We start from the raw sequence: 22880 nt of genomic DNA on the forward strand, positions 1-22880 counted from the left end.
ACTCTTTGACCTTCCGGAGGAAGGCGCGCGCAAGCACAGAAGCTTAATCATTGAGCGTCTCAGTCCCTGAGGTCAGTTCGATCACATTGCTTGGCACTTCAACAACCAGAATCCTGAGGCTGTCCGTGCAGCTCTGAACCAGCCTGCCATGGTCATCATTCCAATCTATGCTAAGCTGCAGAATATGATACCCACTTCCATAGTCTCTCCAATCAACCTGAAGGCCTTCCTCTGCCGACTCGTCTTCTGCATCCATTCCATCTATTCTCCAAACCAATTGGGGCTTTAATTCGGGTGCCCTCGTGATCTGGGGCAGATATGTGGCGATGATGCTCTCACAAGGAATGCTCGGCCCTTCAATTTGGCAGCTCGGAGGTGTCAGATCAATGGAGCCAGTCTCACGATAGCATTTGGTATTTCGATTGCTGCATCTCCGATTAGCATTGGAGCAATCGATGCCATTGGCCGTCTCCCAGTTTATGACCAGATTCTCTATCCTTACCTCCTGGCCGCAGCTAAATGAGAATCCATATAAGGAGAGAGAATTCTCAGAGCCTGCGGGAATGGTATCCAGAACGCAGAGGCCTCCATCATCGTAATGGGATTCCTGCAGAGCACCATCCACATATATGTCGCATAAGAGAATTACTGCATATCGAGGACTATTGGCATTGTTCTTAAATCTGGCCCATATATAGGCATCTACTGAGCTATTCTGAGCGCAAGCAGATAGCAAATTTCCCTGAGCATCCCCCAGCCAGAGATCGGTTATCGTTACATCCTTGGCGCGACAGTGAAAATTGCAGTCAGGCCAATCTGATCCTGCTGCAGAGCTCAGGATAAATGGGAAAAATAGACATAAAATGGCCGAGAGGCAGATAGTCTCTTTGGAATTGCTGAGGATGGATTTCATAGTCTATATCCTGCACTTTTTTAAATAATTATTTATATTTAACATATCATCATGCGTTTTGCCCATCGGCAGCCGATTGCCAGGCCAGTCCAATATTTAATAAAAATGAGCCACCAGGCAATGCCCTGGTGCCCATAATTTGCATCACGTTACAGTTATCGTATTGAGCGGCACATCCACAATCACAACTTGCTTTTGGCATGATCCCTGGAAAACATAGGGTGATTTCTTGCCGAAGTACCCTGTCATTATAACATATGTGCCGGAATTCTCAGCCCATTCATTCCATTTGATGTTTATGTTGGACCCATCTCCGACCTTGGAATCGGCATTGCCGTTGTATTCCAGATTTTCAGGAACTTCGCCTTGCTTGAACACCCACCAGCGCTGATTGACCTGGCCGGGAGTGCTTTCTGTGCTATATTTGTGATTTTTATCATCGATGATGCAAATCTGATCCGATGAATCTGTTGTTATTGAGCACTGACCTGGGGTCACAATCGGGAAGGTCATGCAGGCCTGGTTGATACAAAGTGCAGCCTCACGAGCTGTAACCAACACCTCGAAGTGGCACTATCTAGAAATCAAGTGAAATTTGTTTTTTACCAGCGATAGATTGTCTCATTTATGATATTATTGCTAATGTGGTTACACAAATCGGCCCATTTGGTTTGATTAAAGCAAATTTATCAGAATAATTTATAAAATAATTTTGTATTTTAAAAAAAATTACTAAGCTACTGTACTTTCCAAGTTTCTCCTTTGTTTATAATTTTTAATTTATCTTATTATTCATATCTTCATTCCAAGGCTCTTGAGTATATATAGCAATCCCCCATCAGGTACAGGCAAATTAAAATATGTCATGACAAATTCAAATGTTTCTCCAACAGCTTGCATTTTTACTCTATCGACCATGTCGCCCATCGTTCTTGATTTTGAGCCATCTTTAGGTGGCGGATTATCTATTTCCCATAAGAGAATTGCAGTCCATACTGAAAAAACCATTTGAATAAATCTTTCAATTGAGTGTTTATCTCTTAATTGGTAATCTTTAAATCCTAATTTTTGATTTGCCTCTCTATGAGCTGTTTCTATATCCCATCTGTCCTCGTAAATTGAGAGTATTTCTTTCAATGAAAGCGATCCATTAGTGCTGATTATATATTTTGTCGTGCTATCTTTTTTTCTCTTGGAGATAACAAGCTTAACTTCGCCTACCTTGTCTATGATTACCTTCTTTTCAAATGCATAATAGGTCTTCTTTTTTCCACGAACACTAACTGTTGTCTTAATAAAAAATTTATCTTCAATTTGATTCGCTAGATCTCTGACTTGGAAATACATATCCCTATTTATTCCGACTTTCTTATCAGACTTGATTTGGCATACGATATTATGCCCTAGCTTAAGGCACTTGCTAAATAGATCAGAAGAAAACCACCAGCTATCGAAAACGATATAAAGATCGATGCTTTTTGGTACAACTAATGGTTTGATGATCTCTTCAAAGGCAATCTCCATTTTTGTTTTAAAATTCTCATTTTCGTCATCATTCTTAATATACATCTTAGCTTTATGTGGAATAAATAGTCCTTTTGATTGGACAACAGAGGTAACGAAATTGTTACCCCAAATATAGGCTTCTTTACTATGATCGTAAAATTTGCCCACACCATCTGTTTGGTTTCCTTCTTTCTCATTGTATGTATCATCAATTATTAATAATAGTTTATCGTTCTCTTTCAAACATAAACTATCGATGAAAAGATCCACCTTGCGTTGTGCAACTTCATTTTCATCCCAATTCGCATCGCTAAAGAACCAATTATATGAAGAACGTGATTTTTTCCCTTTGCTGCAATCTGCCATAGTATCACAAAGGTTAGAAACGGTCTTGGATTTATCACATACGCTCAACGCGCCACACAGATCTCGAAATGATCCGTAACTCGGTTTTGTGAAGAGATCCCTAAACTTATCTAAAAACGGCTCCAATTGCAACGGTACCTTTACTATTTTGATCATTTTACTCCCGAAGAAGGGATTCTGATCCAAGTATAAAAGCTTTAATTTTCTATGGGAAATTTATGGTTTGAGTTAACAGGAGAATATTATAAATCTGTTAAAAAGTTGGAAAGTACAGTAAGCTAACGCTATTGTTTTAGAATCTGGTTAGGCGATGCCGAATCTTTTAACCCGTATCTAGAAAAGGAATGAACATAAAGAATGCATTGAGTAGAGACTTTTGAGGCCTTCCAAAGACTCCTGCTCTCTTTAGCGCAGAGAGCTTTATCTGCTCTTTGATTCCTGGTTCCTCTAATTGTTTTTTTCTATGAGTCTTGAGACTTGTTGAATAGTAATTTTCTATGGGATTGTTTGTAGCCGGGGCATTATCGGTAAAGTAAAATGCTGTAAGGTTTGGCCAAAGCTCTTCGATTTTATCCAGCCTCTTTCTAACGGATATCATAAACGAGTCGGATTGCATCTTTAAAAATTTAAAATTATTTAAAGCTTCATGATAAGTTCTTTGCTCAAGGTTTTTGCTTTCTCTTCTACGTCTCAATTCCAGACGTCGAACAAAATCATAAAATAGGTGCTTGGCTTCTGCAATCCATGATTTGTATTCCTTGTTGCTTCTCTGTCTCATCATTTTCTCTTCTTCGATCAAGGTGGAAAGGAATTCAATCTCAAGTTCACGGTTAAAAAATATGTTAAGCATTTTGTATTTAAGCAATTCCTGTTCGATGCTTGTTTTTCGAGGAAAATCATTGACTATGAGCTTATTCAAGTGGAGCAAACAGAATTGATGGATTACCTTGTTGCCGAATACTCTTTTAAAAACATTGCTGTATCCTCTGTAAAGGTCTGTGACAATAAATATCTGCTTTTGAGTGTCGAGATTTCTTCGAAGGAAACCTTCGATAGTATCGGCATCTTTTGAATCGAAAAGCTCATCCGCGATTACTTGCCTTGTTACCGAATCAAGGAGTGTCAAACGATACTTTTGGTTTCGTCCTGCCTTGGGATGTTGCTCGTCATAATGCACGAACTGGATATTTTTGACCGAAGGGACATCTGTCTCCTCAATCGCGCACTGGACCATGTTCCGGATGGTATCTTTATCCCGAGGATACAGATAGCCCATTATCGATTCTATCACTTCATAAGATACGTGATTAAGCCTCAGACGTGTGCAGATTTCCGTGACAATCCCGAAGAAGTCTGTCTTTAGCTTGATCCAGAAGTCTCGATCTTCTTCGGTTGACTTCCCGCAAGCGCCACATAAATATTTCCCGACGTTTGCCCCTCCGAGATGTCTCTTCTGGCAGGTGTTAAAACCATTATGGCTCATTGGATGGCCACATTCGGGACATAATGGCGGCACTATTTTCCGAAAAATACCGCTCGCAGTAAATTCAAAGTCGTTTGAGTAATCCTGGAAGATATTTGAAAGCATTTCACGATACGGAAAATTTATCAAGCTTAATTGCATCTCAGTCATTGTAGGGTCACACAGGGTACATGATTATCATAATATTAATAACTTGTGATAGAATGTGCCCTGCCTACATCACTTATTTAGGAGATTGTGCCGGAAAGAGATAAAGCCGCTGACCAGTATAACCCAAGCCATTCAGGATCATAGCTTTGATAATTACTGAATGAGGAAGATTTCGCGAGCCTCTCTTTGGAAGGACCTGATCAATTACATCCGCGATATTCAATGCATCGAACGTGCCTGCTACTATGCCAAGGTGGCCTATCAAGTAAGATTGGACATCCATCTCCATGCTGCTTCCCTTCTAGGAAGAAGATGCAGCTGCTATTAAATAATCTTTCCTATTTTAATCATAGGCTATTTCTTGGATTATTTTATGCGAAGTGCGGAATGTGGGTTTTATGAGCACCCTCAGGATATCGAAGCCGAAGTTCCGGGCTCGATATCCTGCAAAGTCCGACCTCGGAGCGGTCTGTAGCAATAAACGATAGCAATCGTTTGGATTCACGGTTTTGCGCCATAGATACGATCAGGCCATTGACTGGCACCCCGAGTCGACCCACACATTTTCCCTGAATAATGCAGTATTGCAGTTTAAAAATCGAAACCAACTGGCAAAAAATAGTTTAGCTGCAGCCGCAGCCTCCGCCATGGCCGTGGTCGCATCCTCCATGATCGTGGTCACAGCTGTCATGATCATGATCACATGTGCCGGCATTGCCACATGAGCTGCAACCGGAAAGCTCGTCCTCTGGGCCGCGAATAATAAATCCAGTTCCACGGTCATCATCAACATAATCGATGATGGTCTCTGCCAAAAGCTCAGCATCCTTGGGCTCCATGTGGATTTTAATCCCCCTGCTCTCGAATATGACATCGTCCTTCTCTGCGTCGCCTAGCGTCATGCCATAGTTCGCGCCAGATGGATCGACTGCCGCCAGGAACATCCTTATGACCTTATCCTCCACCACCTTGCTTTTAAGCATATCAGCCGCTTCTTTTGTAATCTCAATCATGAATAGCACTCCAAATGTTATCTGCACAAAACTGATATTTAAAGGTAGCATGCATCTGCAATTGGAGCCTGGAAATCCGAGCATAGGATAGAGGATTTATCATAGAGCAGTGGTATGTGACAATCATGGGCGTTGATTTAGGGGAGCTGCTAAAGAGAAAGCAGATAGAGATTAAGGATCTGTCCGGCAGATGGGTGGCGATAGATGCCTTCAACACCCTCTATCAGTTTTTATCCATCATCCGGCAGAGGGATGGTACCCCTCTCATGGACCGCCAGGGAAGGGTGACCTCTCATCTCTCTGGCCTATTGTATCGCACCACAAACCTGATTGAGGCAGGGGTGAAGGTGGCCTTCGTCTTCGATGGCGAGGCCCCAACCTTCAAGGCTGTCACCCTGGCCGAGAGGTCGGAGATAAGGGATAAAGCGGCGTGGGCCTGGGAGGAGGCTCGAGCAGCCGGTGAAGACGGATTCAAATATGCTCAGGCGGCTTCACGGATCAACTCCGAGATTATCGAGGACGGGAGAAGGCTCATCCTGGCCATGGGGCTGCCGGTAATCCAGGCCCCATCAGAGGGCGAGGCCCAGGCGGCTTATATGGCCGCTCGAGGCGATGTGGACTATGCCGGCAGCCAGGATTACGACTCCCTCCTCTTTGGAGCGCCCCTGGTGGTGCGCAATCTGGCCATCACCGGCAAGAGAAAGCTGCCTCGAAAGAACATTTATGTGGATGTGGAGCCGGAGGTGATCAACCTGGAAGTGGGGCTGGCGAACCTTGGAATCACCCACAAGCAGCTGGTTGAGATCGGCATCATGTGCGGCACAGATTTTAATTCCGGCCTGGAGAGGGTGGGGCCCAAGACCGCTCTAAAGCTCATTCGGGAGAAAGGAGATCTGGAGAGCATCCTGGCGGACAGAGATGATAAGATCGAGGACTTCGAAAAGATCAGGGAGTTCTTCCTCCATCCTCCGGTCACTGATGACTATAAGATCGCCCTGAAAAAGCCCGTGCCAGAAGAGATCGTCTCCTTTTTGGTGGATGAGAGGGACTTTGATCCTGAGAGGGTGGAGAAGACAGCCAAAAGGCTAGAGGAGGTCTATAGGAGTGGACAGAGCACTCTCGACCACTGGTTCTGAATTTGTCGATTTCGGCTATGAGCTCGACCTCGATCTGGCAGTTCATTTGATCAAGAAGAGCGGTGCGGCGCGGGTAGGCCTGCAGGCTCCCGAGGGGCTGAAAAGGGCAACGCCAATAGTAGCGGCTCGGATCGCAGAGGAGACCGGGGCAGAGGTGATCATCTCCGGGGACCCTTGCTTTGGGGCCTGCGATGTGGACACGAGGCTCTCAGGTGAGGTGGATCTGATGCTCCACCTGGGCCACGCTGGCATTGGAGAGGAGCCGGAGAAGGTGATCTTCCTGGAAGCCAGGATGAATGAGGACCTAAGAGGCGTGGTGGAAAAGGCGATCGGAGAGCTAAAATCAAAGAGGGTAGGGGTCAGCACTACTGTTCAGCATGTCCATAAGCTCGATGGAGCGCTGGAGGTCCTGGCCGAGCACGGAATCGAGGGCCTTTTAGGTCCTGCATCCGGAAGGATCAAGTATCCTGGACAGGTCCTGGGATGCTGCTATGCCTCTGCCAAGGCGCTTGATGTGGACGAGTATCTTTTCATAGGCACGGGACAGTTTCATCCCCTGGGGATCGCTCTTGCCACAGGAAAGAGGGTGCTGGCAGCAGATCCGGTGACCTGCGAGATCTTAGAGATCGATCCGGATCCCATGCTGCGCAGGCGCTTTGCAGCCATCAGCAGAGCTGCCGATGCCAAGAGCTTTGCCGTTCTCGTCTCCAAAAAGTCCGGCCAGAAGAGGATGGAGCTGGCAAGAAGGATGATGGCCCTGGGCGAGGCCCGGGGTCGGGAGATGTTCCTGGTCTATCTGGACAACATCGAGCCGGACCGTTTGCTCAATTTGGGGGCCCGAGCGGCAGTCTCTACCGCCTGCCCCAGAGTAGCATTGGATGATTCTGCCAAGTATAGTATCCCCGTCCTCACCCCTCCTGAGTTCGAGGTGCTGGTGGGTAAGAGGAAGTGGGAGGACTACCTTTTTGATGAGATCGATGATATTTAAACGACCAGTAGACGCTTTCAGCAAGCACTTTAAAGATTATGAGCAGGGAACCAAACAGAGCTTCACTAAAGCTTCTTGACCCTGAAGTCTATCACCACATTGAGCCTGTGAGGGGCATAGCTTCTCACAATGCTCTCGCAGAGCACCTCTATCCCCGCGCTCATCTTCTCCGCTGCCTCCCTTATCAGCAATTCGTCCCGGTAGAGGTCGTCCTCAGGAGAAATGCAGTAGTAGTGGACGATCCCTCCCGGCTTTGCCGCCCCGATGGCAGCAGGCAGGAAGAGGGATGCACTATGGGGGAGGTTCATGATAACATGATCCGCTGCATTCTGGTATCGCAGTGCGATCTCATTTGCATCCCCCTCCAGGATATCGATGTTCTCCACCTTATTCAGCCGGGCGTTCTCTCGCAGATATTGAACAGCTACCGGATTCTTGTCCATGGCCACCACCCACCTACATCTCTTGGCCATGAGAATGGAGAACGGCCCCACCCCGGCGAACATGTCCAGGACGACGTCAGTGGGCCCGACCAGGCTCGCTATCCTCAGCCTCTCCGTTCCCAGACGGGGAGTGAAATAGGCTCCCTCCAGGTCTATACGATAGCGCAGCCCGTGCTCCTTATGGGTGGTGGTGGTCCTCTCCTCCCCTGCTACGTGCCGATAGCGACGGGTGCGGTACTCTCCTTCCACATCAGAGATGGGGGCTATCACCGTCTTGATGCTATTGCTGGAGGACATAAGGGCTGAGGCAACCCTCTCTGCCTCTCCCTCCTCCAGGTCCTCTATCATGGCGATATCGCCCACGATCTCAAAGCTGGGCCTAAAGCCCAGAATGTCCTCTGGGGTCAGGATCTTCTCTTCGGGCACGAATCCAAAATTCACGACATCATAATCTGCTACCAGCCGCAGCTTTTCTGCTTCCTTTTCGGACAGCTCCCGCACAGGCAGATAGATCTGGGACCCATCCGAGCAAATCTTTCGGCCAGGGTCAAATGCCTTCAAATCCACCAGAGCCCGCCTGAATCGCTCGCCATTCTTTCGCTCAACTTTTATCCCCAGGGATTCGTCCGCCATTAGAGAGCGATAGAGCCGCACTGTTAATATGTCTATCCTGAGAAATGCATGTTTTTTGAGGACCTTGGATGCGTCCATGCTCCACTCCAGTCTTCTATTCTGCAGCTAAGCTCGATAAAGCTCCTACCCAAAACTTTTTCTCATCAGCGAGACCATTATGTGACTCAGGACCAACACGAAGATTTAAGATGACCTCGAAATTGTTTGTCTATGGGGTCCACAATGAATGTAGAGAACGTGGTGGCATCCACCAAGCTGGCAGATGAATTTGATCTGTATAAGATTGAGGCCGAGCTTGAGGGTGCCGAATACAAAAAAGAGAAGTTTCCCGGCCTCGTCTATAGAGTCAAGGCCCCTAAAGCTGCTTTTCTTATATTTACTTCTGGCAAGATAGTATGCACCGGAGCCAAGAACATTGAGGATATTCGCAGGGTCATCATCACCCTGGCCGAGACGCTCAAGTCCATAGGCATCGAGAACATCTATTCAGAGCCCGAGATAATAGTTCAGAACATTGTGGCCACAGCAGATTTTAAGGTCGATTTGAATCTGAACGCCGTCGTCCTGGGCATGGGCATGGAGAACGTCGAATATGAGCCGGAGCAGTTTCCTGGTGTGGTCTGCAGAGTCAAGAAGCCCAAGGTCGTAGTGCTCGTATTCAGCTCCGGCAAGCTGGTGGTAACAGGAGGCAAAACTGTAAATGACTGCGAGGAAGGCGTGCAGGTCATCAGGAAGGGGCTCGAAGACATGGGACTGCTTTCATCATCCGGATCGGAGCAACAGATAGCAGGGGCATAGCCATATTCTAAAAGCTTGTTGCATAAATGGCTCCATTTCATGCAGGAGCACCTGACAGCCTGTGAAGACACCAAATTCTCCTACAAGGATTCCCAGCATCATCAGGGCCAGCCAGCATCCGTCAGCCGCCGTCTGGCGATCATTGGAGTCTAAAAATTTGGGCCCGGCTTCTGAAACACCAGGCCCTGAGATTCACTGGCGTGACCCGATCCAGCCTCCGGACCAGCCGCCCTCCGATCCGTACCTCCAGCTGCCGGAGAAGGATTGACAGTCCTCCGACATCACGATTTCCAGATCTCCGCCATCATCCGGCGGGCTGTATGAGGGAGCCTCGGACCAGGTGCCAACCAGCTGGCTTCCGAATGCCGTCCCGTCTATTCGCCCCTGATCGTGGGTGTAGTTCCCGGTCACCTTATCGCCGGACTGCTGAAGCTGCATCGTCCCCCAATCTGTGTTCCAGGTGCCGCTCCAGTCGCAGGACTGGACGGTCCCCTCCTCACTCTGGCTGGGAATCCCCCAGATATGAGCGACTCCCCTGCCGCCCGTCTCGCTGTTCTGCGACCAGGTATCGGGATCGGAGTCAACCAGAGTATAGACGCCGGACGGCAGTACCGCTCCGGGCTCTACCACCCAATAGGCATCCTGAACTCCTCCCATTCCCAGCTCTCCGGTGGCCGCCCACGGCCCGTATTGATTGCCGGAAGCATCCTGAATGGCTATTGTTCCCGGAGTCTGGCCGGAGCCGTAGTTCCAGTGATAGGTGCGAATCCTGGTGATCGTGTAGGGACGGTCCAGGGTGAACTGCACCGGACTGGTGGGAGCGTTGCCGACTCCTCCCAGGGTATTGATCTCCATTATCAGCTCTTCCTGGGCCTCGACCTCACTGTCTGAGGTGGAGCCCTCGGCCGGATCCTTATCTAGGGCCTCGCCAGCAAAGCCGCTCAGGTCAACAGTTGTGTCCAGGCTTGGCGGTATCGATTCCGAGCCGGACTGCAGGTTTGCGATCTCTCCTCCGGCCTGAATTGTGCCGGTCATCTGCGCTCCGGTCTGAACAGCCATGTCCTGGAAGGAGGTGATGCCCGCTGATTCATCCTCGGTCCTGATCACATCCAGATCCACCATGCCCTGATCGGTAGCGTCGATAAAGAGAGAATAACTGCCTTCTGCCGGGAGCATGTAGATCTCCACATCGCCATCGGCCAGCACCTCTGCGCCGGGAATCTCGTTTATGATCTGGCCGTCAACAATGCCCGTTTGCCTGCCCTGAACATCCGTGAAGACCGCGTCCGCAGGACATCTCAGCACCGCCATGATGGCGTTAGCCTTCCTCAGAACCTCTGCCATTTCGTAAAGGCTCTTCTTAAGGGAAGGAACCAGAGCATTCACATCCTCCAGCGGAATCTGCCTGAAGACCGGATGGGCGGAGATGGCGCTGGCATAAGCCCACATGTAGCCCATGTAAGCTGGATTTTTCCAGTTGTTATTGGAGATTTCCAGGGTTATTTGCGGCATGGACCGGGGCGGCTTGGCCTTGGACACTGGGAAGTTGGGGTCATAGACGTAGATCACCGGCTCGCGCCCCTGTACCTCGATCAGCTTGTAGGCCAAGACGGCGTGACCGGCAGTTTTGTTGCCTATCCGGCCGAAGAACTCGATTATCACTGGCTCACGCGAGTCCTTGAGGGCGTCTTTCACCGCCTGATGACACTTGGCCGGCGACTGATCCCTCTGGAAGAACCGGAAGTCGCTGATCATAGCCGTCCATAGGGGCAGCATCTGCGCCCGGTGATAGATGGCAATGTTGGTGGATGCCTCCTCCAGGCTCATCTGCGAGGTGGGTTTTGATAGAGGGCTGGATCCCCTGTCCGTGAAATACAGGGCCGAGGTGGCGGCCATACCGTAGCAGTGCCCTCCAGCGCCCACATCCATGCTCTCTATTGAATAGTTCCAGAACCTCATGAAGGTCGAGGGAAAGAGCAGCCTCTGCATGGCCGAAAGGAAATTCCCATCTGCCTGCATGTTTCCTACTACTGTGGCCAAGAGCCCTTCTACCATCTCTTCAGTCTCCCTGCCCTCGAAGCCGTAATTGTCGAACCTATAGGTATCATCGATCCAGCTGTAAGCTCTGTTGCCGTTATAGGCATAGTAGATGTTGACTGTAATCGAGGCGTTGTTGTCCTCTTCAATAGCATCTTTTTCGTTCAGCATGAAGGCCTGGGCCTGCAGAATCGCTCCTTCAGCGTTTTTCCCTTCCAGGTCCCAGAATGCGGTTCCTGACTTGGTGGACCCGGCGGGGATGTCTCCCACATAAGCCGGCTGGCCTATGGGCTGTAGATCTTCGCCCTTTTTCAGGTATAGCTGAACACGCACGTCTTTGGCCTCAACTGTCCCCATGTTCTTGACTTCTACTGCCACTGCCTGGCTGTCTGCAGAGATTTCCGTTTGCAGGAGATTGTTATCCTTATGATATGAAAGGTAGATGTGATCCGGGTCCAGGTGCAGATCTGGTTTCTCAGGAGATTTGATCTTGCTGACTTTGTCCAGCCACAGCCTGGCGAAGGCGTCCACGCTTCCTTTCGGAATCTCGTTAATACAACCCAGCTCATAGATCCTGGCCACCATGTTCTCGAACTGGACGATATGGCCTCCTGTGCTCGATGCTCCCTTTCCTTCTAACCGCGGATCTCCCAGGCCGTTGTAGCCGGGAGTGTAGCCGGAGAAGTCCTCAGTGAAGCCGAAGTCCTGGAAATGCTCCTGGCAGAATGCTTCAGCCTTCTCTGAGCTATCGAAGACCGCAACGTAAAGCGACAGAAAGCCCCTGCAATCCTCTGGCATGCCCTCGATGCTAACCTCTTGCGTCAGCTCCAGAAAGGAGACGTTCTGTCTCTCCAGCCCTTTGCTGGTGGTGATCGCAAAGCCAGTGCTGCTGGCCTGGGCGTTGATCTCTCCTTCAAACTTGAAGGGATCTTTTAAGTCCGCTGCCAGCAGCGCATAGTCTGCGGGATTTATGTCTTCCATCCAGCCTCCCGGAGATGACACTTCCGGTGGACTTGTCTCGTCACCTGCTGCCGCCGGAAAAAGTGCAGCCATAAACAGCAAACAAATGAGCAATCTCTGACCTATCATATTCTCTTCGCCCTCCTACTTGGATCCTATAGATATTCAATTCTTGTACGAATCAGGTATTTATATAACTCTGTCCGGGATGCGGAGGAGACAGAGAATGATAGAAGAAAATGGCCTCTCCCAGATCTAGCGCTGGCAGGGCAGCGCCTTTTCTAGCTTACTGGATCCTAGCCCGTCTGCATGTGCGCAATCGAGGCTAATTATAAGGTTAAATGGTTGGTATCCGGAGAATCTCTGGGACGTAGATCTCAATTAGATATATAGGGAAAGTATCCTATAGATATGCGAGCAATCTGCAGCCGAGCCAAAGCGGCAAAAGTCGAGGGCCAATTGATGCATTCGATGACCGTTCGGAACTAGATCTGGTAGCTCATCCTCTTCGCCTTTATAATAAATAGGTTAGTGTTGTATCACATTAATTCTGCTCTATTAATCCGGGTTTGGCTCGGTCCGGCCATAGATAGCTTGAGGGCCACATTGTAGATGGGCCCATATAATGCAGACTCTCCAGCTCGTCCCAAGGGTAGAATGCAGGATGAATTACCGTATATGCCAAGAGAATAAAGACACCTGCTGTTGATATGGGCCAGAAACGATAGTCGTAAAGTGCTCCTTTGACTGGCTCAGGCTCATCGATCTGCTTTGCTGAGATCAGGTCGTACCTGTTCTCAATGCAAAATTCTCTGAACGCGCCCCATCCGTCGCTCTTATACCAATTCCTTACCCTCATTTTAGCCTCTCCTAGACAGTCCAAGGTGCCAATGGGATAATGGCCGAGAAGGAAAGCCGCCATCCCATTGTCACGTGAAGGAGGGCGAAGGGCTGGGAGGGGCTTGACTTCTCCCTGATGATTAAGTCAAGAGGCCCTTCGTTATATTAGCTATAGTCTTATGAATATTTATGTCTTTTTGTCTAATTAATATTACCAAGCCATGCGATCCCTGCTTCTCAGACATCTGGTAGTGGTATATCTCAAATCATGACCTGAAGCAGCTTGATCTATTCGCAGAAAACACCGCTCGAAAAGGATTTAGACTATACCGGACTTGTATATTACAATAACGGAAAGGTTTATTAATAAGTAATATTAACTTTCATTGAAGAGCTACAGCAGCCAGTTAGGCCTCCTTTACCAATAACTAACTGTTGTTATACCCTGGCAGGTCTGCCATAGCCAGGGCACACCTCTTCCTTTCGCTCCACCCAGATTCGGCTGCTTAAAGCTGGGCGCACTACACAAAAAGATTATCTATTGATCTAAATTGCCGACCTCTAATTTGAGGCCACAGGATTGACTGAAACGAGATTGAGCATTTTTGGTCTGGTAATCGCATGTATGGCGCTGATGATCGGATCAGCGTTAGCCCAGGGGACTGATGTCGAGGACGATAGCGAGGGCGACAGGATCGTCTCTATTGATAAAGGTGCAGCAGCGGAGAAGCTTGCCAAAGATCAAAGTCCGAGGAGGAAGGCTCTTCGATCTCTTTGGAAATGATATCTGGTTCTGGCACACATACGACTAGCGTAGTGTCAAAATGAATCCTCATTTGCAGAGCTTTTAAACCCTCCATGCGCTCATTTCATTACACCCCCTTTTTAAAATATCCCGGTTACCTATAAATATCTTCCATTCTAATATTACCCAACAGTCTATCCCGCCGATCAAAGCAAAAAAAGCGTGTGTGCGTGAAGTACAAAGGAGGAAGCGATGAAAAATATGGGAAAGAACGATATCCTAAAGCTTATCTTATGTATAATCATCTGCCAGGCGGTGGGCTCATCCGGCTCGGTCTTCACCAACATGTCGGTGAAGACCTGGTATCCCACCATGGTCAAGCCCTGGTTTGCCCCACCGGACGGATTGATACCAGTGGTATGGATAATCCTGTTCACACTGATGGGAATCTCACTGTTTCTCGTCTGGCGGGAGGGCCTTGACCGCCCGGAGGTGAAGGCGGCGATCTACATATTTGCCCTTCAGTTCGTATTCAATATCGCCTGGTCGGGTGCATTCTTCGGCTTGAGGTCTCCCTATTACGGATTGATAGTGATAGTGCTGCTCTGGCTGATGATACTGCTGACCATATTCAAGTTCTGGCAGGTCTCGAGGAACGCCGCCCTGCTGCTCGTCCCATACATCCTCTGGGTGAGCTTTGCCATGGCTCTGAACTACAACATAATGGTGCTCAATCCATAAGCTTGGCTCAAAAGTCATGACCGGTTATGCTTTCACCGGTCATACCCTTTCTGGCCATGCATTTCTCTCAGTCAGCTTCTTAAAGCAATCCATGCATACTGCCAATCCACTTGCGGTCCGGCCGCAGATCTCCGTGAATCCCTCGCCACACACCTGGCATCCAAATGTGGGATGAATCTGAGCCTTCCTGGGCGGAGGGATTTGGACCGTATCCGCGCTGAGCAGCTCATCATCTGGAGCTTTGATGATCCGCCCGTGAAACTCAACTGTCGCTTTTAAGTCGTGGTCCATAACTCCTCTTTATCGGTATCTTGATTTTCATCCCCAATCTTGCCAGCAGCTCGGTCCTCCATCACTCCACCCGTCTGACCATCTATCTCCCTGCCCACCCGACCATCCATCGTCCCATCTTTCAGCGAGCCTCTCTTCTCTCTCATGTCAAATTCCCCACAGGCGCTCTCTATCAGCCCTCTGGTGTAGGGATCGACAGCATTGGAGAGAATATCATCCGTAGCCCCTTCCTCCACAATCCTGCCTTTCAGCAGCACTGCTATCCGGTCGCTCGCCTTCCTGGCCACTGCTATGTCATGGGTAACAAGCAGAATGCCAAGGCCCATCCTCTCCTGCAGATTCATGAGGAGCTTGAGGATCTTCGCCTGCACGCTGGGATCGAGCGCCGAGGTGGGCTCATCGGCAATCAAGAGCTTTGGCCTGAGGGCCAGGGCCCTGGCTATCGCCACCCTCTGCACCTCTCCCCCGCTCAGCTGATGGGGATACTTCGCCAAAAATCGATCGCTTATTGGCAGCTCCGCCTGTCTTATCACCTCTTTTGCCCTGTCCACCCTCTCCTCAGGGCTTCCCCTGCGCATCACATTCAGGGGCTCGAGAACTGCATCCAATACCGTCATGCGGTGGCTCACAGACTCCTTGGGATTCTGAAAGATCATCTGCACCCGGCTGTAAAAAGAGACATCCCTTTTGCCAAGCTTATTCCCTTCCAGGAAGACCTCGCCAGAGCTTTGCTGGCACAGGCCCATGATGGCCCTGGAGAGAGTGGTCTTTCCTGAGCCGCTCTCCCCCACCACCGCCAATGTCTCTCCCTCATAAAGAGTCAAATCCACTCCGGATAGAGCGGAATAGGAGTCAAATGAGACGCCCAGGTCCCGGACCTCAAGCAGGGGCACAATCCCACCCCGGTGGCAGGCGACGAACCTTCCTTTCACCTCCTGGAGGAGCGGGACCAGGGTCTTGCAGATCTCTATCCTCTGAGTGCAGCGATCGTGAAATGGACAGCCTTCGAGGCCATGGCTCATCATTCCCGGAATGCCCTGCAGATCTTTGGCCCGGTTCATGGCCGGATAGGAGCGGATAAGGCCGCGGGTGTAGGGATGAGCGGGATTTTTCATGATCTCTTGTGCATCTCCGGTCTCTACTATCCTGCCGGCATAGAGGACCGCCAGCCGATTAGCCAGCCTCTGCGCCAGCGAAATGTCATGGGTAATCAGAAGGGACATCCTGCAGTGCAGAGCTGATTGGAGTAGGCGGATGATATCCATCTTGGTCATGGCATCCAGGGACGCAGTGGGCTCATCCAGTATCAGAAGATCGGGATCATTGGCCAGGGCCATGGCGATGGAGATCCTCTGCTTCTCTCCCCCGCTCAGCTGGTGGGGGTAGGCAACAGCCTTCTCTTCGCTCAGGCCTACCGCCCGGAGGAGACGGATCATCCCGGACTGGAAACTTCTCTCTCCCCTCGATTCCTCCCCTCCCTTCAATCCTCTCAGCCCCTTCAATCTCCCAAGGCTTCCTAACTCCAGCAAGCACTGCAGTCCTTTTTGATGAATGGATATGGCCTCTATGATCTGATCCCCCACCCGCTGCACTGGATCAAGAGCATCTTCGATATTCTGAAATACCATGGCCATCTCTCCTCCCCGCAGCTGGCGAAGCTCATCCTCTGTGATCCGGAACAGATCCCTGCCATTCAGCAGCACCTCTCCCCTGGCTGCTCCCTTTGAGAGGAGGCCCATAATGGAGAGGCCCAGGGTGCTCTTTCCCGCTCCGGACTCGCCGATAATGGCCAGGCAATCGCCCTTATCGATATCCAGATCTATTCCCCTGAGGATCTCCGTCCTCGCCATCGTGACCCTAAGGCCTCTGATGCTCAGCATCCGCCAGCCTCCAAAGAGCCAACCTCCCCATTCTCATTCTCTTCTCTTTCATTCCCATATTCGCGCTCGTTCACATCATCATTCCAGTTTTCATGCACATGCTCGTGTCCGTGCTCGTGCTCATGTCTGCACAGCCTGGGGTCCATGGCTGCCTCCAGGCTCACTCCCAAAAAGCTCAGGCTCACCAGGGTGAGCGACAGAAAGATGCCAGTGGGAAGCAGCCACCACTTCCATACATCAAGATAGGTGAAGGCCAATGCCTGGTGCATCATCTTCCCCCAGCTGATGATCAGCGGATCTGAGACTCCAAGAAATGCCAGCCCCGCCTCCATGAATACCGCCCTCCTGGCATCCTGGATCATCATGGAGGCGATGATGGGAGAGATATCGGGCACTATATGGTTCTTGAGTATATGCCTCTGGTCCGCTCCAAAGGTCCTTGCGGCATAGATATGCATCCGCTCCTTCAGGGTGAGGACCTGGGAGCGCACGATTCTCGCTCCTCCTGGCCAGGAGAAGGCAGATATCAGCAAGATCAATAGTGGCAGGTTTGGCCTGAAGTAGGCCGCAATCAGAATCATCACAATGATTGTGGGAAGGGAGATCATCACATCCACTATTCTCATCCAGAAGCGCTCATAGAGCCCGCCCACCAGCGCGGAGGAGGCTCCGATCAAGACGCTAAGGGAAGAGGCAAGCAGGGCCACAGATGCTGCCACCAAGAGGGAGGTTCTCGCCCCGAAGAGCAATCTGGTCCAGATGTCCTGGCCCATGGAGTCTGTGCCCAGAAGATGATCATTCGAGGGGGAACTGAATATCCTGCCGGTGTACTCGGTGGGTGAATAGGGGGAGAGAAGGGGCGCGAATATGGCCATAAGCAAGATCGCTGCCAGCACCAGGATGCCCAGGAGCGCCATCCTATCGTGCCTGATTTCATGGCCGAGGTCAATGTGCATATCTGGTCCTCGGGTCAAGCCTCTTGTAGATTTGGTCGACAAACAGATTGGCGAAAAGAACGGTGACCGTCACCAAGAGGAGTATTCCCTGGATCAGGGGATAGTCTCGCGCATCCAAAGCGGTTCGGAGCATCAGTCCGAGGCCGGGATAAGAGAAGATTATCTCGATGAACAGCGCGCCTGTGATCAGCTGAGGAATGCGCAGGCCGGTAGCGGTGGTCACGGGCAAGAGGGCGTTTCTTCCTGCATGTGAATAGCGCAGGCAGAATTCAGAGCAGCCCTTGGCCCGGGCGGTGAGCATGAATCCCTCCTTTAATATGGTGACAACGGTGTTTCTGGTGAGAAGATAGATGCCGCCCAGATCCACTAAAACCAGAGCGGCCAGGGGCAGGGCGAGATGCCTTGCGATATCTGCGACCAAAGGGAAGCCTTCCAGGCCGGAGTAGGGGGTGAGAGCGCCGGACAGGGGAAAAAGGTTCAGGCTAACCCCGAATATGAGCAGGAGGACAATTCCTAAAAAGAAGTCGGGAAGGCCGCCCAGGAGCATGAGCCCGGCTAACAGTCCCCTGTCTATTCTCTCACCCCGGCGGTATCCGGACTCGATTCCCAGCATCACGCCCACCACGGTGGCTATCAGCAAGGACAGGCCTACGAGGAGCAGAGTCCAGGGAAGAGCACCCATGATGACTGAGGAGACCTCATCCTTATAGTAGTAAGAGAAGCCGAGGTTGCCCTGCAGGAGAGCGAGGACATAGGCGACCATCTGCTCCGACCAGGATTTGTCCAGGGCGAAGAGCTCGGTTAGGTGGACCTCCATCTGAGGAGTCATGGCTACCAGGGCTTCGTCTCCATATATGGCCTGCAAAGGGTTGCCGGGCATCATACGGGGCAGGATGAAGTTGAGGGCGAATATGGCCAGCAGAGCTATAATGTAGCTTAGAGCCCCTCCCCTCTTTCTTCCCTCATTTGACATCTTCGTGCCTCACTGGAAATCCGCCATCATTTCGCCATCGAACATCGACCGGCTAGTGCCATTCCATTCAACTCTTGCCCTTATCGTTCTGCCAGCCTATCCTGACATCAGGGAACGAATCCATCTCTGCGGAATAAGGCTTGATGTCCAGAAGGACTGAGCCATCAAGGGCATCCATTCCCTTTACCGTGAGCCGGTTTCCCTCGACCTTCAGCAGCTGGACGATATCAATAGCAATTGGGTTTGGCCTGTTGGGAGAACGGGTGGCAAATACCCCATGCTCTCCCTTGCTGGTGGGCGGGGTGGCAAGCAGCCTCTTTCTGTCCCCCAGATGCAGCCAGAACAGGATGAACAGGTGGGTGCATTGCTCTATATCCTTCAAGCCCTCCTCATATTCGGGAAAGACCTCGATCTGGCATATCTCCTCTGAGAGCCTGCCCTGACGGGGGATATCCCCTCGTCTCTTATACGGGGTGTGAATCACTCCCATCGGAAAGAGCAGCATGGGACTTATTTCTTCAGCCATTTAAATCATCATCAACGCTTTTCGTGCTAATATCCATGCTTTATTTGGATTGATTGTTATCTGCAACATGAATTGGTTTATCATTTAAGACTATTGCGATTGATGGGCGTATTGCAGCCCCGGAGAAAAAGAGTCTGCTGCGACCGATCTGCCGCAGCCTTCCAATCCGGACGGAGATCACGGGTATTCGAGATATCATCTCCGAACTGAGCTGATCTGGCAGCTAGACGAATGCCATCTTATTCAGAGCGATGGGAACACCGCTTCCAACACCTCCATAGGTGAAGTAGAAGGAGACCAGATCATTCGATGCCCAATAGCTATCGGTGTAGTACAGGGGCAGGGCGGGAATATCCTCGGCTATCAGTTCCTGGGCAGAATCGACCAGATCCTTTCTCTTGGCGGGATCCATCTCAGCCAGCTGACCTTTCAGAGCTTCATTGAGATCCGAATTCTTGTCGTAACGGGCGCTGTTGAAGCTGACCATATCCGAGACTACCTTATTCAAGATCGCCGGATCGCCACCAAGGCCACCATGGCCGCTGAGAGCGAGATCGTATTTCCACTCTCCGACCAGGCTGTCCAGGGTTTTGGAGTCAACGCTACGCAGATTGATCTTGATGCCGGCATCCTCGAGATGCTTTTTGATCAGCTCAGCCTGGCGCTCGGTATCCGCTGTAGCCAGGAGCTCTATTCCATCAGGATAGCCATCGATAGAATAATACTCTCCTTCTCCGTCCATTGCGTAACCCAGCTCCTCCAGCAGCTTTCCTGTCCTGGCGGGATCATGAGCATACTCTTCTTGGCTCGGGTTATGCCAATCGTTGTCGGAGGCATAAAGTCCCGCGCTTCCCTCCAGGCCATAGCCTCTCAGGCCTGTCTTCACCAGGTCATCCCGGTCTATTGCATAGTAAAGGGCCTGCCTGAATTTGATATCGGAGAATGGCTCTTTATTGTGGTTGACCATGATCTTGGCCACCCAGTCATGATTGCCTTTTATTACGGCAAAGCCATCATCCTTGAGGCTGTCTACCGTCTCTCCGGGAACTGCAGCCGCATCGACATCTCCCTTTTCCAGGCTTGCTGATGCCATCTCCTGGCTCACTTTGATGAACTTTATCTGCTTGGTTCTGGGAGCACCCTGGTAGTAGTCCTCATTTGCCTCATAGAGATAGCTGCCCTGAGCCTTATCATAGCTCTTCAGCATGAATGGACCGGTTCCAGTCAGGGCTTCCGAATCCATGAAGCTGGCCGGATCGCTTACCCCATCATAGATATGCTCGGGAAGGATGGGCAGAGTCCCTGCCACCTGATCCAGGAAGGGGGCATACTCCTCGGTCAGAGTGATCTTGACCGTCCGGTCGTCTAAGACCTCTGCTGACTCTATGGTGCTCGAATCGACCCACTGATAGGGATGATCTTGGATATAATCGATTGTAAAGGCCACATCCTGGGCGCTGAATGGCTCTTTGTCGTTCCAGGTCACTTTATCGCGAAGATGAAATACATAGGCCTTCTCATCTGCCAGGTACTCCCAGCTCTCTGCCAGAGCGGGGACAAATCCGTTCTCGTCTTTCCAGATGAGAGTATCGAATATCAGGCTCATGCGGATGTAGCCCGGACCGCGGGAGTAATGGCCGTAGGGCGATGGGTAGCCCCAGTCTCCAGTGGAGTCGGCTATGGTGAGGGTCTCGACCGTCTCATCATCCGACCCCTGAGCGGTGACAAGCATTAGCAGCGTCAGGGCCATAGCAGCCAATACAAGGCCGGAATGCTCCCTGCTGCAAAGAGGCCCGATTGCCATATTCATAATTCTTGTGAATTTCATTCAGTATTCTCCTATGATAAAATAGTATACTCGCATATTTTAAGAGCTTTTCTAATATGAGATACATTTATGGATAATTTGTATGCTTAAAATTTAAAAAGGTATAATCCTATTCCCAGCTTTATGGATTGTGGACCTTATCTCCTCCATGTTTTCCTCAATCTATGCTGAAAGGTGCAGGATTTCTCCCTGGATATTGTCGGTCTTATTAGAGAATCTGGATGCCTGAGAGAAGATGGCTGCAGATGACATGGAGGAAAACAGGGAGAAAGCTTTATATTCGATCATTGTCTTGGAATATTTCGTTAAATACCGAAAAGATATGAATAGCAGAAAGTGAATCTCCAAATTAGGGAGGAAAACCTTGCATAGACTAGGTTTTGATGTATCGTCTGAGGATAGAATGGAAATCAGCACAGCGGTTAGAATAGGATCCTGGGATCTTCCTCCAGGTCCAAAACCGGGTCCACAACTGCCCAGGAAGAAAAAGCCGCAAATTCCGTGAAAAAAGGTCAAAAACCTCTTTTTTAATAGGTGTGAATCCTGCAAAGCCAATGGATCTGGTGCAATATCTGCCCAGATCCGCCAAAATGGTCCGCAGAGCAGCCGAAATTCCGTTTTAGGATCAGTCATTAATGCGCGAGCATCCATGCCAATTCGCATTATATGGGCAGGCTATTTTGCATTTGATCTGGCTTATTATGCTGGTTTTTGAAGATGGCAGGAAGGGAATGAATAGATGCGTTTTCTGTGCTCATGAGGAAGGCTCGTTCTTGCTCAAAATAAGCATTCGCTCTAATTTGAGACGAATTTCGGCCTACAGCTAGGGAATTATTTAAGTATTAGTTCACAGGTAAATTGGTCACAAATGATGGTCGTAACGCACCGATATAGTGATAAATATAACGAGGAGGATATGAGATGGCATTCTACACGTTGGGCCTCACCTTTGAACTTGTGATACTCCTGACAGTTATTGTACTTGCTGTTTGGATATATGGTATATATTTTAACTTTAAGAAATGGGGCCTCGGATCCACCGGCTACCACGACCCGTTGCGCAGAAGCTTCTGGTTATTCCTTGCCACCTGGATTCATGAGGCATTTAAGGACGGCATTTGGGTATTTTTGAGGACAGTGGTGCTTGATGTTCTTCTTCTCAGGAGGACTCTTGCCAGGAGCCCGGTACGATGGGTAATGCATATGTCCATGTTTTATGGATTCCTGGCACTGGCGGCACTCTCCGGCCTTGGACTCATGCTCGATATCGTGGAGCACTTCAATTTAGCCGGATTTGCTCATGAGGCTGAGATGGTCAAAGGCATGATGGCGCTGCCCTTCGATGTATTTGGATATCTTCTGCTATTCGGCTCCACCATTGCCATATCCAGAAGGATCCTGATCAAGTTCGTGCGAGACAACACCAGCGCATACGATGCCCTCTTGATCGGAGCAGTCTTCTTGATCACCGTAACTGGATTTTACGCTGAATGGATGCGCGGCAACTCTTTCCTGGTAGGGAACATGTTTGAGTATCCCATCTACGCGCCCCACTTCGCTCTGATTCATACCTTGCTCGCCCTTGGTCTGTTCGCCTTAATTCTGCCCTGGAGCAAGTACATCCACGTGATTGCCACGCCGATGACCCTGATAGCCAATCGAGGAGGAGAGTAA

Annotated in this window: 21 protein-coding genes and 1 pseudogene; 6 read left to right on the top strand and 16 right to left on the bottom strand. The window is 50.0% G+C overall.

Going from position 1 to position 22880, the window contains the following annotated elements; all coding sequences use genetic code 11:
- Nucleotides 1-43: 43 nt before the first annotated feature.
- The 6 genes and pseudogenes from MCON_RS14355 to MCON_RS14375 form a co-directional block, all read right to left on the bottom strand.
- Nucleotides 44-913 (bottom strand): hypothetical protein, encoded by an 870-nt coding sequence (locus tag MCON_RS14355; protein ID WP_013720659.1) that lies wholly within the window; start codon nucleotides 911-913, stop codon nucleotides 44-46.
- Nucleotides 914-1057: 144 nt separating this feature from the next.
- Complete coding sequence (locus MCON_RS14360; RefSeq protein WP_157863847.1) at nucleotides 1058-1474, bottom strand: hypothetical protein; 417 nt, start codon at nucleotides 1472-1474, stop codon at nucleotides 1058-1060.
- 231 nt (nucleotides 1475-1705) lie between these two features.
- Nucleotides 1706-2941: an IS701-like element ISMco3 family transposase gene (locus MCON_RS14365; protein WP_013720661.1), complete on the bottom strand. Its 1236-nt coding sequence runs from the start codon at nucleotides 2939-2941 to the stop codon at nucleotides 1706-1708.
- Nucleotides 2942-3107: 166 nt separating this feature from the next.
- Entirely contained in the window at nucleotides 3108-4418 is a 1311-nt protein-coding gene (locus MCON_RS14370) for a transposase (RefSeq protein ID WP_013718220.1), read from the bottom strand.
- 91 nt (nucleotides 4419-4509) lie between these two features.
- Nucleotides 4510-4707: pseudogene (locus tag MCON_RS15790) on the bottom strand (DUF4277 domain-containing protein); the annotation flags it as partial.
- A gap of 334 nt (nucleotides 4708-5041) precedes the next feature.
- On the bottom strand, nucleotides 5042-5431 hold the full coding sequence (locus tag MCON_RS14375; RefSeq protein WP_013720663.1) for a HesB/IscA family protein: 390 nt from the start codon (nucleotides 5429-5431) through the stop codon (nucleotides 5042-5044).
- Between the two features lie 125 nt (nucleotides 5432-5556).
- Between MCON_RS14375 and fen the strand changes: the two genes are divergently transcribed.
- A complete protein-coding gene (gene fen, locus MCON_RS14380) occupies nucleotides 5557-6567 on the top strand; it encodes a flap endonuclease-1 (RefSeq protein WP_048132635.1) in 1011 nt (336 codons plus the stop codon).
- Nucleotides 6536-7555 (top strand): diphthamide biosynthesis enzyme Dph2, encoded by a 1020-nt coding sequence (gene dph2, locus MCON_RS14385; RefSeq protein WP_048132637.1) that lies wholly within the window; start codon nucleotides 6536-6538, stop codon nucleotides 7553-7555. The genes fen and dph2 overlap by 32 nt, the downstream gene beginning before the upstream one ends.
- A 65-nt stretch (nucleotides 7556-7620) precedes the next feature.
- Here dph2 and MCON_RS14390 read toward each other — a convergent pair whose 3' ends face one another.
- Complete coding sequence (locus tag MCON_RS14390; protein ID WP_013720666.1) at nucleotides 7621-8709, bottom strand: class I SAM-dependent methyltransferase; 1089 nt, start codon at nucleotides 8707-8709, stop codon at nucleotides 7621-7623.
- Between the two features lie 132 nt (nucleotides 8710-8841).
- Here MCON_RS14390 and MCON_RS14395 point away from each other — a divergent pair, with 132 nt between their 5' ends.
- Entirely contained in the window at nucleotides 8842-9429 is a 588-nt protein-coding gene (locus MCON_RS14395; protein WP_048132639.1) for a TATA-box-binding protein, read from the top strand.
- Nucleotides 9430-9621: 192 nt separating this feature from the next.
- On the opposite strand, the gene MCON_RS14400 is transcribed toward MCON_RS14395, so the two are convergent.
- Together MCON_RS14400 and MCON_RS14405 are read right to left on the bottom strand one after the other, a co-directional pair.
- On the bottom strand, nucleotides 9622-12447 hold the full coding sequence (locus MCON_RS14400; protein WP_157863848.1) for a hypothetical protein: 2826 nt from the start codon (nucleotides 12445-12447) through the stop codon (nucleotides 9622-9624).
- Between the two features lie 523 nt (nucleotides 12448-12970).
- Entirely contained in the window at nucleotides 12971-13285 is a 315-nt protein-coding gene (locus tag MCON_RS14405) for a hypothetical protein (RefSeq protein ID WP_013720669.1), read from the bottom strand.
- Nucleotides 13286-13846: 561 nt separating this feature from the next.
- Here MCON_RS14405 and MCON_RS16365 point away from each other — a divergent pair.
- Nucleotides 13847-14050 carry a hypothetical protein gene (locus MCON_RS16365; protein ID WP_157863849.1) on the top strand — a complete coding sequence of 68 codons (204 nt, stop codon included), beginning with the start codon at nucleotides 13847-13849 and terminating at the stop codon, nucleotides 14048-14050.
- Nucleotides 14051-14263: 213 nt separating this feature from the next.
- The gene (locus tag MCON_RS14410) at nucleotides 14264-14752 is read left to right on the top strand and encodes a TspO/MBR family protein (RefSeq protein ID WP_013720670.1); all 489 of its coding nucleotides are present in this window, start codon (nucleotides 14264-14266) and stop codon (nucleotides 14750-14752) included.
- Between the two features lie 39 nt (nucleotides 14753-14791).
- Here MCON_RS14410 and MCON_RS14415 read toward each other — a convergent pair whose 3' ends face one another.
- The 7 genes from MCON_RS14415 to MCON_RS16370 all read right to left on the bottom strand — a co-directional run bounded on the left by MCON_RS14415 (nucleotide 14792) and on the right by MCON_RS16370 (nucleotide 21857).
- The gene (locus MCON_RS14415) at nucleotides 14792-15043 is read right to left on the bottom strand and encodes a hypothetical protein (RefSeq protein WP_013720671.1); all 252 of its coding nucleotides are present in this window, start codon (nucleotides 15041-15043) and stop codon (nucleotides 14792-14794) included.
- On the bottom strand, nucleotides 15028-16923 hold the full coding sequence (locus MCON_RS14420; RefSeq protein ID WP_013720672.1) for an oligopeptide/dipeptide ABC transporter ATP-binding protein: 1896 nt from the start codon (nucleotides 16921-16923) through the stop codon (nucleotides 15028-15030). The genes MCON_RS14415 and MCON_RS14420 overlap by 16 nt, the downstream gene beginning before the upstream one ends.
- Nucleotides 16917-17879, bottom strand: coding sequence for an ABC transporter permease (locus tag MCON_RS14425; RefSeq protein WP_013720673.1), 963 nt, complete (start codon nucleotides 17877-17879; stop codon nucleotides 16917-16919). The genes MCON_RS14420 and MCON_RS14425 overlap by 7 nt, the downstream gene beginning before the upstream one ends.
- Nucleotides 17869-18852, bottom strand: coding sequence for an ABC transporter permease (locus MCON_RS14430; protein ID WP_013720674.1), 984 nt, complete (start codon nucleotides 18850-18852; stop codon nucleotides 17869-17871). Before MCON_RS14430 ends, MCON_RS14425 begins: the two co-directional genes overlap by 11 nt.
- 67 nt (nucleotides 18853-18919) lie before the next feature.
- Entirely contained in the window at nucleotides 18920-19378 is a 459-nt protein-coding gene (gene tsaA / locus MCON_RS14435) for a tRNA (N6-threonylcarbamoyladenosine(37)-N6)-methyltransferase TrmO (protein ID WP_013720675.1), read from the bottom strand.
- 223 nt (nucleotides 19379-19601) lie between these two features.
- On the bottom strand, nucleotides 19602-21182 hold the full coding sequence (locus MCON_RS14440) for an ABC transporter substrate-binding protein (protein WP_394296221.1): 1581 nt from the start codon (nucleotides 21180-21182) through the stop codon (nucleotides 19602-19604).
- Between the two features lie 186 nt (nucleotides 21183-21368).
- Nucleotides 21369-21857, bottom strand: coding sequence for a hypothetical protein (locus MCON_RS16370; protein ID WP_162145029.1), 489 nt, complete (start codon nucleotides 21855-21857; stop codon nucleotides 21369-21371).
- A gap of 270 nt (nucleotides 21858-22127) precedes the next feature.
- Here MCON_RS16370 and MCON_RS14450 point away from each other — a divergent pair, with 270 nt between their 5' ends.
- Nucleotides 22128-22880: a heterodisulfide reductase gene (locus tag MCON_RS14450; protein ID WP_013720678.1), complete on the top strand. Its 753-nt coding sequence runs from the start codon at nucleotides 22128-22130 to the stop codon at nucleotides 22878-22880.

Origin of the sequence: Methanothrix soehngenii GP6, from assembly GCF_000204415.1 — an archaeon.
Lineage (GTDB): Archaea > Halobacteriota > Methanosarcinia > Methanotrichales > Methanotrichaceae > Methanothrix > Methanothrix soehngenii.